11 protein-coding genes are annotated in these 16,250 nt (G+C 36.5%); 5 read left to right on the top strand and 6 right to left on the bottom strand.

Translation table 11 applies throughout. The features are described 5' to 3' along the window. Positions 1–46 precede the first annotated feature (46 nt). The 5 genes from AC07XN_RS08645 to AC07XN_RS08625 all read left to right on the top strand — a co-directional run bounded on the left by AC07XN_RS08645 (position 47) and on the right by AC07XN_RS08625 (position 7,608). Entirely contained in the window at positions 47–2,755 is a 2,709-nt protein-coding gene (locus tag AC07XN_RS08645; RefSeq protein ID WP_494742742.1) for a CHAT domain-containing protein, read from the top strand. A gap of 197 nt (positions 2,756–2,952) precedes the next feature. Next, positions 2,953–4,140, top strand: a complete 1,188-nt coding sequence (locus tag AC07XN_RS08640) for a PepSY-like domain-containing protein (RefSeq protein WP_494742741.1) — start codon at positions 2,953–2,955, stop codon at positions 4,138–4,140. 58 nt (positions 4,141–4,198) lie between these two features. After that, complete coding sequence (locus AC07XN_RS08635; RefSeq protein WP_494742740.1) at positions 4,199–5,452, top strand: hypothetical protein; 1,254 nt, start codon at positions 4,199–4,201, stop codon at positions 5,450–5,452. Between the two features lie 88 nt (positions 5,453–5,540). After that, entirely contained in the window at positions 5,541–6,092 is a 552-nt protein-coding gene (locus AC07XN_RS08630; protein ID WP_492800288.1) for an RNA polymerase sigma factor, read from the top strand. Continuing rightward, positions 6,079–7,608 carry a hypothetical protein gene (locus AC07XN_RS08625; protein ID WP_494742739.1) on the top strand — a complete coding sequence of 510 codons (1,530 nt, stop codon included), beginning with the start codon at positions 6,079–6,081 and terminating at the stop codon, positions 7,606–7,608. The genes AC07XN_RS08630 and AC07XN_RS08625 overlap by 14 nt, the downstream gene beginning before the upstream one ends. A gap of 149 nt (positions 7,609–7,757) precedes the next feature. Here the strand turns inward: AC07XN_RS08625 and AC07XN_RS08620 are convergent, their stop codons facing one another. From AC07XN_RS08620 to AC07XN_RS08595, 6 genes are all read right to left on the bottom strand, one after another. Further along, positions 7,758–8,243: a DinB family protein gene (locus AC07XN_RS08620; RefSeq protein WP_309914319.1), complete on the bottom strand. Its 486-nt coding sequence runs from the start codon at positions 8,241–8,243 to the stop codon at positions 7,758–7,760. A gap of 274 nt (positions 8,244–8,517) precedes the next feature. Next, entirely contained in the window at positions 8,518–10,533 is a 2,016-nt protein-coding gene (locus AC07XN_RS08615) for a carbohydrate-binding domain-containing protein (protein WP_494742738.1), read from the bottom strand. A 338-nt stretch (positions 10,534–10,871) separates the two neighbouring features. Continuing rightward, the gene (locus tag AC07XN_RS08610; protein ID WP_494742737.1) at positions 10,872–12,002 is read right to left on the bottom strand and encodes a BamA/TamA family outer membrane protein; all 1,131 of its coding nucleotides are present in this window, start codon (positions 12,000–12,002) and stop codon (positions 10,872–10,874) included. Between the two features lie 43 nt (positions 12,003–12,045). Continuing rightward, the gene (locus AC07XN_RS08605; protein WP_494742736.1) at positions 12,046–13,392 is read right to left on the bottom strand and encodes a TolC family protein; all 1,347 of its coding nucleotides are present in this window, start codon (positions 13,390–13,392) and stop codon (positions 12,046–12,048) included. A 48-nt stretch (positions 13,393–13,440) separates the two neighbouring features. Next, positions 13,441–15,024, bottom strand: coding sequence for a DHA2 family efflux MFS transporter permease subunit (locus tag AC07XN_RS08600; RefSeq protein ID WP_309920623.1), 1,584 nt, complete (start codon positions 15,022–15,024; stop codon positions 13,441–13,443). A gap of 141 nt (positions 15,025–15,165) precedes the next feature. Then, positions 15,166–16,203: an HlyD family secretion protein gene (locus tag AC07XN_RS08595; protein WP_494742735.1), complete on the bottom strand. Its 1,038-nt coding sequence runs from the start codon at positions 16,201–16,203 to the stop codon at positions 15,166–15,168. Positions 16,204–16,250 lie beyond the last annotated feature (47 nt).

Here is a 16,250-nt window from a genome sequence, read left to right as displayed (position 1 = left end):
GTTCAGAAAAGCTATTTTATCCCTTATAATTTTATCCTTATCCTACTTGTCGAAGGCGGATTGTCCTTCACGCAATGAAACCATTAATGCCCTTCAAAAAATCTCAAAACTAGCTCCTGCTCAACAAAAAAAAAGCTATCTATCATTGTTAAAGAGCAGTGAAAAATGCTTTGGTCAAGACTCCATTTATGCTTCAATCTTAAAACATATTGCTGATTGCTATGCGAACGATAAAGATTATGACAATGCCATTATCTACACCAAAAAGGCTATTCAAATCAATCAATCTGGCAGAGCTGATGTTAATCATTTCGGCTTAGAAGTTAATTATTTCTATTTAGCCCGCTATGAAAACCAGCTAGGGCATTATCAGGTATCATTAGACGAGCTTGATAAGTGTATTGCTATTGCCAAAACCAATCTCGAAAAAACCAACTATCTTTCAAAAGCCTATGCACAAAAGGCAAATATCTTTAGTAAGATGGGCGATTTTGAAAAGGCCATCAGTAGCGTAGATTTAGGGATTAGCTTTGCTAAACAAACCAAAAATCATGAAGGATTGGCTTTTAGTTTGATAGAAAAAGTAAAGACACTCACGATGATGTCAGAAATCGATAAGGCGAGTGATAATCTGAAAGAAGTAATACAATTATTAGAAGAAAAAGACCCTCTTGGTTATTTACCTTATGCCTATTATTGGGCAGGACAATTATATACCGCTCAAAAACATTACAAAGAAGCCATCGCATCTTATCGGAAAAGCCAAAAACTTTACAAGCTTAGTAACAATACCTATAGTTACTCTTTGAATTTTTTAGACATTGGCTTTACCTATTACCAGTATTTGCAAGACTATGACCAAGCCCTACAAAACTATTTGATGGCCTTGCAAACGATGGATAATGCCTACATGAAAGTAATTATCTATGATGATATTGCGGCGGTATATTGGAAGAAAAAGGATTATCCAAAAGCGTTTGAGTATTACCAAAAAGCTTTTGAAGTTGCCCCAATCGGCTTTAAATCTGAACAATTGGCAGATATTCCCTCTATCAAATCATTACAAGCAGCCGACTTCAAATCTTATTTGCTCACTACCCTGCAAGATAAAGCAGATACTTGGCTGGAATATCACAAAGCCACACAACGGAAAGATTATTTAAGAAATGCCTTGAAAACCTACATCGTAGCCGATCAGTTGGTAGATTTAATGCGTTTTGAACACTCAGGAACAGAATCGAAACTTTATTGGCGAAACAAAACACATCATCTTTATGAACAAGCAATTGAAACCTGTTACCTGTTAAAGAACTACGAAAAAGCATTTTATTTTTTCGAGAAAAGTAAGGCTGTATTGCTAAATGACCGACTGAATGAACTAAGTGCCAAGCAACAACTTTCGCCTGAAGATTTACAAAAAGAGAAATCATTACAGCAAAAAATCACGGAGTATAATACGAAGCTAGTAGGACAAAATAGCAAAAATGCTAAAAATACAACCTTACAAAATCAATTATTAGAGGCCCAAGAAGAGCAAGCGGCTTTTATTAAAAGCTTAGAACTCAAAAATCCGACTTACTATCAATATAAATACGACACTACAACGGCTTGCTTGGCTGATGTGAAAAAATACCTTAAAAAACCTACACAATTTACGAAGGAAGACATTTGCCTAGTAGAATATTTTGTAGGCAACGAGGCCATCTATGCCATGAAAGTATTACCAGACCAAGCCTATTTACAGAAGATTTCGTTGGTAAATTATGAAGAAAATTCAAAAGCATTTTTGAATTACTGTGCCGATAATCAAAAAGCTAATGCTGATTTCTCAGGTTTTTTGAAAGTAGGGAATCAATTATATCAACAACTTTTTGCTAAACTAGATGTCCCCAAAGGTAGGGTAATCATCGCACAGGATGGATATTTTTTGCCTTTTGAAGCCATGAGTAAGTCTTCAAGAAAATCTGAATATTTACTAAAAGATTATGCGATTAGTTATACCTATTCGGTACAATTTTTATTGAAAAATATTAGTAATGAAAGCTTCTCCCTGACAAAGAAATTCTTTGGAATGGCACCTGTTGCATACCAAAAAAACTTGAATCAGACAGAACTGACAGATTCGGATAAATCTTTATCAAAAGTAGCCGACTTTTTCTATTTTGGGAAAACCTTTATCAATCAAAGCGCTGATAAAAAAACATTCTTTAATAATGCCCATAACTATCAGATTGTGCATTTATACACCCACGCCCAAGCAGATAATAGCGACCAAGAACCGATGATTTACTTTGCCGATTCTGTTCTAAAACTATCAGAATTGGGCGTATTGAACAGATTCAAAACGCAATTATTAGTATTATCAGCTTGCAAAACGGCAGTAGGAAGAAATGCCACTGGCGAAGGCATTCTGAGCTTGTCCAGAGGTTTTGCCACATTAGGCATTCCTGCTACTTTAACAACGCTTTGGAGTGTGGAAAACAGAGCCACCTATTCCTTAAATGAATTATTTTATCAATACTTGTCTGAAGGTTTTACCAAAGATGTGGCCCTTCAAAAAGCTAAAATAGCCTTCTTGCAAAGTCAAACAGGTGAAAATCAATTACCTACTTTTTGGGCAGGGGCCGTATTGGTGGGCGATGCCTCCGCTTTAAATTCATCTTACACTATGTGGTATGTATTGGGCGTTATTCTATTTTTAGTGCTGGCTTTTATAGGCTGGAAGAAATTTAAACGTCATACTATCAAGAGCTAACTAAGTATTTGATAAACACCTTTTTATTTCCCTTCTTTTAGCAAATTATTTTTGGTTCATGCAACCCTTTTATTGGGTTGGGTTGTCTATCTCTTTGAAATGCATCTCAAATCTTCCCTTGACTTTCCTGATCAAAAAATCAGGGGAAAACAGTTTTAACTTTTCAATCAAAGTGTAATCCAAATTTGTGTGAAATTATGAAAAAAATCCTTTTTGTCTTTGCATTCGCATTGACGAGCATTTTAACGAGCTGTAAAGAAAACATAAATCTTGATCAACAGAGCCAAAGCCAAACAACAACCAATGCAGCAGCAGTGGCAAAGGTTTCGGCAGTAATTAAACAAGACTACCCAACGGCTACAGAACTTTTAGTAACAACGATTGACTCAAATAAAGTATATGGTTGCGATTTTTCAGTAAACGGTGTTGCCCACGAAGCTACAGTTGCGGCTACAGGCAAAATTTTAAGTACCTATACTGTCAAGGCAGATACTACTAAAACCGCTTTGATAGATGCCATCAAGGTATATCTTGAAACGAATTACAAAGGTTATAAGCTTGAAAAAGTAGGGGTAGGAAAAGATGCCAACGGTAAGGATTCTTATAAAATTTTGATAGCTTTCAACGACCAAAGAATTACGTTACTCTTCGATGCAACGGGTACTTTTGTGGCTTCTTTCACAGAACCGAAAAGTCAAAAGCCTGATCCAAAAAATGCTCCTAAAACTTATTCAGTGAGTTTGACAGATTTGCCTGCCAATATTCAAAGTCAGTTGAGCGGCTATGAATTTGAAAGGGCATTTGTGAAAACTAACGCTGATGGAACGAAGACATATTTTGTTTCAGCTAAAATTGGCGATGTATTGTATGAATTAACCTTTGATGGTGCAGGTACGTTGAAAAGTAAGAACACGATAAAATTGAAATTGCCGAAGCTTGAAGTTAAAACTTTGAAAGATTCAGAGCTACCAAAAGCAATTAAAGATTATCTTAGTACTAATTATTCAGGATGGAAGTATGAGAAAGGAATTGTTATTTTAAAAGATACCTTGCCAGATTCTTATACGGTGGCTATTTCAAAAGACGGTAAAATTGCTACCCTCAATTTTGATGGAAGTGGTAAATTTATCAGTGTTTTAGAACCGAAATTACCAACAGTTCCTAAATTTGAAGAAAAGAGCATTGCATCTGCCAATGACCTTCCGCAGGTAATTAAAGATTATTTAAATAAAGTATATGTTGGCTGGGTATTCAGTAAAGGAAGCATTACATTAAATAACGATGTAGCACAAGCTTATTTAGTGGTTATTACCTTTGGTACAGACAAATACTATGTTTATTTTGATAAAGATGGTGCTTTTATAGCAGCTAAAAAAGATAAATAGTAAAAGGCAGAACAGTTGTAGGAATGACTAACCACAACTGTTCTGTTTTGAAAACAATATGAGAATTTTTGTAGGAATATTTTTTATGATGGTGTTATGTTTGGTTTGTGCGTGCGACGAAATTATTGAAGTCGAACCCACTATAAAACCAACCTTAACTACTATTTCGTTGATTGATACAAAAAATTATTATACACCCCCTAATAATTTTATTGCTATTGATCTTAAAGTACTATTGAAATCATCAGGATATACTTCCATTAAAATCGAAAGTGCGCCTCAATATGGCAAATATTCTTTTTCAAAAACAGGGTATCTAGTTTATAAGTCAGATTCTACGAAAAACGAAGTATCGGAATTGCTGATTTATAAGATGACAAATGGTAACGCAATTAAACGCGATACCATAAAAGTAAATATTACTTCTGATAACAATAAGATTCCGTGTAATGCTGGAGCCATCCCAGATTTCTTTACGGTAAAAGTAAATACGCCAACGGTGTTGGATGTATTGAAAAACGACCGTTTTTGTAATGCCATCGTGGATTCTAGTTCATTAGCGATTTTAGACAAACCTACTTTTGGCACGGTAGAAATTATTAAAAATAAGATTGTTTATACGCCAAGTAGTGGAAATCAAGATGATATTTTCTTTTATCAAATATGCACGGGTGGCAGTAATCCAGTTTGCAGGATTGTCGGTGTTAGGGTAGACGTACAAGGTAATTGGTGTAAAAATATTTTGATTCCAGATGTCATTGTGGTTGATAAATACGATACTTCAGTACAGAAAATTAAAGTGTTGGACAACGATAAAATTTGTGATGATTACGATATAAAGAGCCTAAAGGTTTCGATAAATCCACAGTTTGGCAAGGCAACTGTAAATGCCAATTCGGAAATTGAATACAGCCAGACAATCAAGCAAGAAGCCAATGATGTGTTAGAATACACGATTTATGACAAAAATGGGAATAATCCACAAAAAATGTTTGTCGAAATATTGATTCGCACAATTCCCGCTTGTAAGGCTTTTATAAAAAATGGTGAAATGGAATTGTCGGCTAGTCAGATACAAAGTTCAGAGGTTGAACTTCCTTATAGATTATATTTGGCTAGTTGTGTAGGTATAAAAAGTATAACTATTGAAACCCAACCCATTTATGGAATGATACGGATTGAAGACAAAAAGCTTTTTTATAAGCTTAAACAACAAGATGGCAAAGAGTATAATGATCAATTTAAGTATGTTATTACCAGTACTAATGGAGAGATACTGAAAGCCAATTTTACCATAAGAATAAAAAAATAAATGATAAATTTTTAAAGAGTCAGCCCATAAACCTTATATAAATGGTGTATTCTCCTTAAACAATTCATCATTTAATAAAACTCACTAAATGCTCAACGAACAGGAATTAGTCAAAGCCTGCCAAAAAAACGACCGCAAAGCCCAAACTGCTTTTTATAACCTGTATAAAAGCAAGTTGATGGGTGTTTGTCGTCGTTATACTCGCACGCCCGAGGAAGCCGAAGACATTTACCAAGAAGCATTTGTGAAGATATTTAATAATATTCATTCCCTGGAAAACCCCAAAGCCGTAGGTGCTTGGGTTAGAAAGGCCGTGATACATACTGCCATCAATTATTATCATGCTAATTTAAAATTTCAACAAAATACAGACTATGAAAATATTGTACTAAGCAATGATGATTACCCCAACCTATTATCAACACTTACAAGTGAAGAACTTCTTGCGCTGATTAACCAATTGCCTGATGGATACCGCATGGTTTTCAACCTCTATGTGATAGATGGTTATAATCATGCAGAGATAGGGGAACTGTTGGGTGTGAGCGAGAATACTTCAAAATCACAGCTTTCAAGAGCAAAAGAACTGCTTAGAAAGCAACTAAAACAACTGGGAATTATCAGCTATGAGCGCACTTGATAAAGATAAAGATCCTTTTGAGGACCTTTTCCGAGATAACTTGTTTGATTTTGAGTCAGAACCAAACGACAAGCTCTGGAAAGCAATAGAGCCTCAACTTCCTGCTAATCCAGCAAGGAAAATACCATATTGGCAATTTGCCGCTGTAGCTGTCTTGTTATTACTGACGGGAATAGGGGTGTACTTATTGCCTTCTAAAATGAATAATAATAGTGAAGCCAAGATAGAACAACCTGTAGAAAAATTTGCAAATAGTCAGAAAGAAGCAGAGAAAAGTATTGAGGAAAATAAACACAGTAATGTTGAAACGAAAAAATCAGACAATATAGCCAAAGATTTACCTACCGAAGATATAAGTACTTTGTCATCAAAAAATATAACTAAAAACCCTAATGATGCTACAAATAGTAATGAATTAGCAGAAGAATCAGTAGGTATATCTTCAAAGATAAATACAGCTAAATTGGGGAATATCAGTAAAAAAGAGGCTATAACTGTTGAAAAAGAAGCCATAGTATCTTATAAAAAGCAGGGAGTTTTAAAAGCTAAAAAGGGTAATAGAACTGATACTGGCGAAGTACCACCTATTACACAAACAGATAATCATCAAAGTGAATTATCATGTGCTGGAGACCAACAAGGCAATGTAATATATAATAATACTCAGAAATATTCCTTTAACAAAAGCAATACAAAGGGGCGTTCTGCTGTATTCTCAGATAGAACAAACAACACGATTAATGATAATGCAGTAAGTACTAATAATCAATTAAGTGAAGTAGCGGGAAGCCGTTTTAAGATGCTTTCTGCACTTGATTCAAAAGATTATCATCCGTTTACGAATCATTTCAGAACACCAAAAATAAGGTATCGTGGGCCAAAGCCCACTGTATATTTTAAAGAATCTAAACCATTAGAATGGTATGTAAGTGCGATGCCACTTATTAATTACTATACCATTACTGCTAATGGAAACGACGCTAATTATGTGCATCAAATAGCCGTAAATGATGATGCTGACAGACTGGGCTTTTACACACAGGCGGGTTTAGTATTTACTTTATCAGACAGATTTAAGCTTAGAACGGGGCTGACTTTTACCAAAACCAATCATAGTTTTAGTTATCAGGTACGTACAGATTCATTAGTGGTACAGTCGCCTGACAATACGGGAGTAGATGTAAGTTTTGCAGAAATTAAAAAAGTGTATTCACAATCTGCTTATTATTTAGGTACTAAGGTAGAATTGCAATATACTTTTCTAAGAGGCGAGTCGCTTTCGCATTATGTGAATGTAGGAGTGGAGGGAGCTTACAAAATTAATGGGAGTAACCAATTCAATGGTTTTGCTAATATAGCTTATGGTATTACCAGACAAATAGGCGATAATGCTTATTTATTTATTGAGCCAACCTTCAGTTATTCACTGAATCAACAGAGTGATTCAAATTCGTTATTATTAATAAAGCCCAATAAAATTGGATTCAATATTGGGATAAACTTCAAATTAAGATGAGAGACTGTTTAAAATTTTTCTGCAAAGGATTAGCTTGTGTAGTAATCATAGTTGTAGCTATGGTAGTGGCTCTGTTTAGTAGTGAAGTTAGTAAATTGTAATATTAGTTGAGGAGTGTGTTTTTGAAAGGCTCACTCCTCAGCTTTAAATTATTCGGTTCTCAATCTAACGATTATATTCTTCAAATAACTCATCTCTCCATAATGTGTATTTTCATGTAGGAGAAAAAATGAAACTTGGTCGCCCACTGTATTTCCTGCTGGCAATTTATAAGGACTTTCGATATCCCATCTTTCTTGGTTTACCTCCTCTAATAATGCAATAATTCTTTCTCCTCTTTGTTGAAAAGTAGCTACTAGACTATCCAAGGGCGGATACATTTCATTCTCCAACAGTGCTGTCCCCGGTGCGAAGGTTATACGTTCGTTATGAAAAGTTGAAAGTTGTTCAGATGGATTCAATAATTTGATAATAGTATTCCGAACAAAAGTTAAATGTCCGAGCTCCCATGTAAAATGGTTTACCTTATCATAAGGACGAAAAAAGGCTTCTTCTTGATTAATTAAACTAGCCAGCTTAGTAACTCTGCTACTTGACAGTACAAAGCCTTTTTGTAGGAAGGGTATTAATTGCATGTTTATTGCGTTTGATTGAAATTCCCTCAAATTTAGAAGAAGAATATTAAAAACCTTAAAAAACTAATGAGGCTGTCTAAAAAGGAAAATATCACCAAATATTCTTTGGATTTTAACCTCACCCCTAACCCCTCTCCTTCAGAGATGGGAACTTTTGGGCTCAAAAAGCCCCATCTCTGAAGGAGAGGGGGTTGGGGGTGAGGTCTTTCACAGAATAATATTTGGCTATGAAAACTTTTCGGACAGCTTCATTTTCCTTTTAAAGGCATATTCACTAATAAGTTACTGTAGTTACTTTGCTAGAAACTGTAAATGTTCCTTTTTGTGTTCCGCCTGTGTAGCTACCTCCTGAATAATAGCCTCCTGTATTTGTGCCATTGGCATAAGAACCACCCGTCAGTACTTTATACGTAGCATTCGTAGCAAGACTAGGCGATGAAAATACAAAATATCCTGCTGCACGAGCAGGTGCGTAAGTCACCAAATTATTGCCAGAAGCATCCTGAACAGTGAACAACGTACCAGAAGCTTGTACACTATTTAACTTAACAAATACTGTATTCTGTGCTGAGGTAGTGCTGGTAGCCTGAGCCATCCTACTAGCACTTGGTCCTGATGCAATCAGTAAACCGCCGGAAATGTTAAACGTTCCATTATAGTCTATCGCTACTTCTGGTTGCGATGGTGGGCCTTGAGCCACTACGATTCCTCCCGTCATGCTGATACTTCCATTACTATCCAAGGGGTCCCCTCCTGTTGAACTTACCGTTACTACCCCTCCTGTAAATGTCATCAAGCTACCATCATTAGATTCTCCACCATTCCCATTGGTTGAATTAATACAATCGTCGGATGATAGTACATTGATAGTACCATTGTTTACCGTAATCTTAGGTGCTTCAATTCCTTCCGTTGATTTTGTGATAGAAAGGTTTCCTTTGTTAAAAGTTATCGAAGCATCCGACTTGATACCATCATCCGCTGCCGAAATAGTAATAGTTCCGTCATTGATGACCAAAGCACCATTACTTTTAATGCCTTTGGCTTCACTATCTTGGTTATTACTAGTAAAGGCCGCACCAGTAGTAGTGATATTGATTGTACCACCATTAATCGTCGAAGTGCCATCAACGGTGATTCCTTTTCCTGCCGTTCCAGTGCTATTGATTGTAACTGTTCCTTGTTGCATGACAAAATTACCATCACAATTAATTCCTGCTGCCGAAGCTATATCTGAATCACTGGTATCATAAAAGGCATTTCCTGAGGTAGTGATACTAGTATTAACATTGGTAAGCGTTAAATTTCCCGTAGTCTTAAAGCCCTTTGATGCTCTGCCTGATACTTTGAGGGTAATAGTACTACTATTGTTTACTGTCGTATATCCTTCGCTTTTTATCGCATTGCCTTTCTCTCCTGTAGTTGTTACATTGATCGTTCCGCCCGTGATAGATACATAAGGCGTTATGCTTGTATCTGTTCCATCATAAGATGCTGTAATTCCATCGTCAACACTGGTTACAGTAATATTTCCTCCTGATAGCGCGACATAGCCTTCTTCACAATCAATTCCATCTCCAGAGGAGGTTATTGATAATGTTCCACCTTCCATTTTGAAATAATCATTGGCATGTATGCCATCTGAAACGGCTTGTGTAACAGTGATTGTCCCTTCTTTAATAGCAATATAATCGTCACTACAAATTCCATGTTTGTAATTCGCAATTACCGTTAAAGCACCAGTACCTGCAAAATTCAATTGTCCTTCGCTAAAGAACGCTCCTTTTTGGTCTTCTGTGCTAGTAGCATAAGCAGTACCATCTACCACACGGTTATTGGTTCCGCTTAGTAAATTAACAGATACTTTCTTCCCCGACTGAATATTAATAGCAGGTCCGCTAGAATGAATAATACTAACGCCATTCATGATAAGATTAAATTTATAATCACTGTAAAGTTTTAAGCTTCCTTCGGTAGTCGAGCCTGAAAGCACATAGTTTACCTCGGTAGTAGTGGTGGTAGATGTTACCACTACATTTCCATTCGTCACACTTACTTTTACGCCTGAACTTTCAAATGGATTTGTAACGGTTGCAGTAGTGCCAGAATACTTGATTACCACGGCATTGGCAAAAGTAGTATCCTTAGTTTTGGTATCAAAGTCTCCATCAATTACAACTGGAGTGATAATGACTTCTTCCTCAGAAGCTGTCTTACAAGATAAGATGCTAGTTACAAATCCGATTGTACTAAGCACTAATAGTAGATAGATTAATTTGTATTTGGTCATAATTAATGATTGTTATATTGGTGTTTTAATGGACGTACCATCCAAAATCATTCAACATTATGACCGACAAAAGAAAAGAACCGTTGCAGGAAGCTTTGAAGTAAGTAGATATTAGGTGTAATTTAACATATTTTAAGAAATCGTAATTAATTTAAGGAGACTAAAAAAGATTGGACAACTTTGCCGTTTTGCCGTTGTTGATGTTTTTCACCAACAACATGTGCGAAAGCAACGCACCAAGTAATTAAACGATGCCTCTCCATTTGGAAGGTAAAGAAGTAGGTATTTTCATGTTAAAATTGAAAACTCAACACTCCAAACGCTCAATTCCAAACTCCCTAAAACGCCTCCGCAATAAAAAAATACAAGTTTTGCTGACCATTTCCGAAACCGTAATCTACTCTCACATTTACATTTTCTTTACGGTTTATTTTAAAGCGTAGCCCAGCACCATAACTTGGCAGAATGTTGGTCATATTCATGTCTCCGATTTTATTATTTACCCAACCCAACCCGCCAAAACCTACTAATCCCCAACGCTTTAAGGCTTGCCAACGATACTCTGTCTGGAATGCTAGCAAATCTTTATCCCTGCGTGAACCAACATAGTATCCACGCATAATCATATCTCCACCCAATAATCCTAACTCATGAAAAGGAACATTTCCATTTGAGAGAAAAGCAAAGGCCTGAAAAGCCAATACATCTTTGCGTTGGGCGAACGGTCTCAAAAACTTTCTAGCATCTAGTTGCCAACGATGGAATGACTGCGTACTGCCTGTCCAATGTTCATGGGCAGAATATTCTATTTGTAAAAAAGAACCTTGTGATGTAGTCAAAACGTTATCTCGATTATCAAACTGTACTGAGACATTTAATCCCGAAACAGTAGAACCCTCGCGACCGATGACATCATTCCCATGCTCTAATATTCCATTGCTTTTGCCTTGTACATTATACATTTTGAAGTATCGCCAACCTAACCCTGCAAAGGTATGATTAGCAATTTTGCGGTAGGTCAAATTATCAAATCTGATTAAATCAAAAGTAATAGCTTCTTCATTCTCTGGCTTTGCCTCTGCTCCTACACCATAAAAAAGCACTGGAAAGCGACTAAAACCATAATACCCAACGATATAATATTTCTCCTTGTTCGTGAAAATCTGATAATTATGTTCAAACATTATCTGACTGTTCAAGGAGTATTGCAAGAAAACAGCAGTATTAGAAACCCTAGTGAGCGAGTCGCCCTCTCCTCCGCCATTAAAAAAGCGTTTTACTCCTCCGCCTAATACCCAACTGGTTTCAGGCATATAAAAAACAAAGGGAGAAACAAGGTATTTATGACCAATAAAGAATTTTACTATTTTGAGATTAGCAAGCTTATTAACAGATGTAGAATCTGTTTCAGCAGCTTTGCTCTGAAAAAAAGAGAATAGGAAGAAGTAACAGAGTAGTTGTTTTTTCATTGAGTTTGAGGCTGACTATTCGTAGTAGTCAGCCTCATATTTTTTACCAAAACTTAATGCCCGTCAAACGATTAAGTTCTAATTGGGCAATGGCCATTTGGTACTGATATTGTAATTGTGTTAACTGACTTTCTCTTAAGGCTGTTTGCGAAGCCTCTATTTCTACATTAGTAATTACACCATTCTTGAAACGTGCGTTTGCTAATTTCAAGGCATATTGTGCTTGGAAAACATTACGTTCTGATAAATCTAGTTTGTTTTTAGCAGCGTTATAATCATTCTGAGCGGCTTCTAAATCTCTCTTTAAGTTTTGATTCGTCACCTCCGCAGTATATTTCAACATCTCGCGGTTTAGTCTAGCTACTTCTGTCTGATGAGCCGTTTTGTTACCAGAATATACAGGAATAGTAAGCTTTAACCCTACTGTACTACCAAACTTGAAGTCTTCAGAAATGGGAGGAACTTCGCCGTTAATTCTAGGCAAATATCCATTTTTAAGCCCTAACGAAGCATTCGCTGCAATATAAGGGGCAGAACCCATTTTTGCAATTTTCACTTCACGCTCAGCAATCAAATCTCTATCCTTCAAGGTTTTCAAATCTGTATTAGTAGTCTGTGCTTGATTCAATGCCTCCTCTACACTCAAGGCAGTAAGTCCTAAATTAAAATCAGCATTTGGGGAAATAGTCCCGTGTGCATCTTTACCAATTAAAGAAGAAAGGTAAATGTATTGACGTTCTAACTGGCTTTGTAAGTCTGATAATCTAGTTTCAGCATTTTTATATCTTACCTGAATCGACACTTGGTCATAATCTAATGCATCACCTTGCTTTAGGCGGTCGCTGATAATTTTCCCGTTATCATCTACCAGTTTCAATTGCTCTTTTTGTACTTCTATGGCTTTCTGTGTATAAACGATACCATAATACAAATTAGCTACTTGATAAGCGTATATATTTTTCAATCCTTCAACGCCAGTTCTAGAAAGTTCTGTCTCTAATTTAGACTTCTCGATATTGATATTTTGTTTACCCCAATCGTACAACACATAGTTAGCACCAATGTTGGCATTGTAATTCATGTTGGGTTGAAACTGCAAATTGGTCGTAGTTGAGCCAAAAGCAAAGGAAGCTTTAGCAACAGGGTCGATTCTGGTTACACCAATTTCAGACTGAATCTGTGGTTTCAAAGCTGACTCTTGTATTTTAGTACGATAATCACCTATGGTAATCATTTGCTGTTGCTCCTTAATTTTAGGAGCGTACTCAATGGCAGCACGTACCAACTGTTTAAGCGACTCATCGGTTTTATCTTGAGCTAATACTTCTTGTCCAACGAAGAAGTCGGCAAGCAATAAAAGCGAAATGATATAATTATATTTTATTTTCATTGTTTCAAAAATTAATCAAGTTTATACACTGAATAATTGTGTTTAAAATTAATGGCTTTCAGCAGCGGCCTTAGCCATTGCTGCGGCTTCTTCTGGCGTTAGTTTTTTGGTTCTTAACAAAAACACGCAAGGAAGTAAGCAGATAAAGAAGATAGAAATTAATCTAAAAGTATCTAAATAAGCCAAATAATAAGCCTGCCGTGACACAGCGGCTTCAAGCTGTTTATAAGCCATTGCGGCAGCATTGAAACTATCCCCCGTGCTCGCTATCATACTTCTGGTAGCATTAGCTACTCTTTCATTAAATAGCGGATTATCGGTACTCATATTCGCCATCAAGTCTGAACGGTGCTGAGCAGCACGATTGGTAGCAAAGTTATTGGCCAAGGCAATTCCAAAAGCTCCTCCTAACTGACGAATCATGTTCGACAACGCAATACCTGCTGGATATTCTTTAGGTTTTAACCCTGCCACAGCCTGATTGATAAGTGGTAGTTGCAATAAGGAAATCCCGATGGTTCTACAAATTTGCATAGGAAAGAAATCCCATTTACCCATATCGGGTGTAGCCGTACCACTATAAAAACCAAAAAAGATAAAAAAGAGAATACCCGCCACCATAAAAGGAATTGGTGATGCTCCACCAGCCATGCGTTTACCAATAATAGGGAAAAGCACTACAGCAGCTAAGGTCGGAGCTACTAGCGAAACCCCTGCTTCAAAAGGAGTAAATCCGTTTACTCGCTGTACCAATACTGGATATACAAAGGCAGAGGTAAATAAACCTAAACCAGAGACCAGATTGAACATGGTAGAAAAAGCAAAGATTCTGTGTTTAAAAATACTGAGGTTTACTACGGGGTGTTCGGTAGTGAGTTCATGCCAGACAAACCCAATGATTCCAATGGCGGCCATTATGCTTACCGTAACAATCATTCTTGATTCAAACCAGTCTTCAGACTCTCCTTTTTCTAACACAAATTGTAATGCACCAATACCCACAATCAACAACATAATACCGATGTAATCTATCTGTATTTCTTTTTTCCGCTCTCCCTCTCCTTCCTTTCTATCAATATAAATTAATGTCAGTACCGTAGCAATCACACAAATCGGGATGTTTACATAGAAAATCTGTGACCAGTTATAAGTTTCTAAAATATATCCTCCTAATGCTGGGCCTAATGTTGGTCCAAGTACGATACCCATCCCAAATAGCCCTGAGGCAATACCTCTATCTTTTGGCTCGAAAGCATCAAATAAGATAGCTTGAGAGGTTGAAAGCAACGCTCCTCCGCCTATCCCTTGAATAAAACGCCAGAAAACCAATTCCCATAGTCCCTCAGACGCCCCACAAAAATAGGAGGCTACTCCAAACAGTACCATGGAGGTTAAATAATATGTTTTTCGGCCAAAATATTCTCCTAAAAATCCCGTCATGGGAATGATAATTACGTTCGCAATGGCATAGGAAGTAATTACCCAAGCAACGTCCTCAATCGTAGAGCCCAAAGAACCCGCCATTTGATTGAGTGCAACGTTCACGATGGTGGTATCGAGCAATTCCATAATTGCTGCCGAAACCGTCGTGATAACGATTATATATTTTGCAAATCCTGTTTTAGCAGCCATGTTTAGTTTTTTTAATTGTGAGTGATAGAATGAGTGAGTTAGTGAATTATAATTATTTGGATAAAATAATTATTCTCTATTATCACAGTTGTAATTGTGAATAATCAATATTCACTCAATCACTAACTCACTAATTCACAACTACTTAACTTGAACACTTACCTCTAATGAAAGTCCGGCTCTTAGAATATCTTTATTTTTCGCTAAATCAAGTATTTCTATTTTCACTGGTACACGTTGTGTAACTTTTACGAAGTTTCCAGAAGCATTGTCAGGAGGCAACAATGATGTTTTAGCACCTGTTGATTCTGAAATAGAAATAACTTTTCCTTTGATAACTCTGTCTGGATAAGCATCTAATTTTAATTCGGCTTCACTCCCAATTTTCAAACGACCTACTTGTGTTTCTTTAAAGTTGGCTACTACCCAGAAAGTAGAATCTTGAACGATTGTCATCAATGGTTGTCCAGCTTGGATAAATTGACCCGGCTCTACACTTTTCTTACCAATTCTTCCAGATGTTGGTGCGAATACTTTTGAATAAGTGAGTTTTAATTTTTGTTGCTCAATCTTTACTCTTTTTACAGCCAAAGTAGCTTCCGCTTTGTGCAAGGCTGCTTGTAAAATGGGCATTCTTGATTTTGTTGCCGAAATGTCAGCGATACCTGCTTCGTATTGAGCTACCAACACTTCATACGCTGATTTGCTATCATCGCCTTGTTTACGAGTAATCGCATTTTCGGCTACTAAAGCAGCATCACGGTCAGCATCTTTTTTCGCTTTATCTCTACGCAAATAAGTAGCTTTCAAATTTGCTTCGTTAGATTTAATACTCATAGACAAGTTTGTAATATTAGCCTTGGCATTTTCTACATCTGTCTGCGCTTGTAACAAATCTGCTTCCATTTCGTCTAAAGCTAATTTAGCTTCGTCACTATCAATCTCAAGGATTAATTCATCCTTCTTTACAACATCATAATCTTTTACTGATACAGATTTTACATAACCTGCCATTCTTGGTAATACTGGCACAAAATACGTTTCTACTTGTGCATTGTCTGTATCTTCATGCGACTGTGCATATTTATATTTTGAATATCCGAAATATAAGCCTAGTACTACAACACATAATAGTATTATTCGGGGAAGATAAGTTTTGATGGAGTTCTGAGTTGCCATACTTTTATAAAAATTTTAGGGTAATAATTAATGTTAATTCGTTGAAT

The sequence above is a fragment of the Arcicella sp. GW458-12-2-14-TSB2 genome (assembly GCF_059423785.1).
Note: the sequence above shows the minus strand (reverse complement) of the source record. Positions and strands in the feature narration are given on the sequence as shown.

Coding starts and splice junctions, on each gene's coding strand:
- AC07XN_RS08610 (WP_494742737.1), bottom strand. CDS start 12,002: ATGAAAAAACAACTACTCTGTTACTTCTTCCTATTCTCTTTTTTTCAG.
- AC07XN_RS08640 (WP_494742741.1), top strand. CDS start 2,953: ATGAAAAAAATCCTTTTTGTCTTTGCATTCGCATTGACGAGCATTTTA.
- AC07XN_RS08605 (WP_494742736.1), bottom strand. CDS start 13,392: ATGAAAATAAAATATAATTATATCATTTCGCTTTTATTGCTTGCCGAC.
- AC07XN_RS08615 (WP_494742738.1), bottom strand. CDS start 10,533: ATGACCAAATACAAATTAATCTATCTACTATTAGTGCTTAGTACAATC.
- AC07XN_RS08595 (WP_494742735.1), bottom strand. CDS start 16,203: ATGGCAACTCAGAACTCCATCAAAACTTATCTTCCCCGAATAATACTA.
- AC07XN_RS08635 (WP_494742740.1), top strand. CDS start 4,199: ATGAGAATTTTTGTAGGAATATTTTTTATGATGGTGTTATGTTTGGTT.
- AC07XN_RS08620 (WP_309914319.1), bottom strand. CDS start 8,243: ATGCAATTAATACCCTTCCTACAAAAAGGCTTTGTACTGTCAAGTAGC.
- AC07XN_RS08625 (WP_494742739.1), top strand. CDS start 6,079: ATGAGCGCACTTGATAAAGATAAAGATCCTTTTGAGGACCTTTTCCGA.
- AC07XN_RS08630 (WP_492800288.1), top strand. CDS start 5,541: ATGCTCAACGAACAGGAATTAGTCAAAGCCTGCCAAAAAAACGACCGC.
- AC07XN_RS08600 (WP_309920623.1), bottom strand. CDS start 15,024: ATGGCTGCTAAAACAGGATTTGCAAAATATATAATCGTTATCACGACG.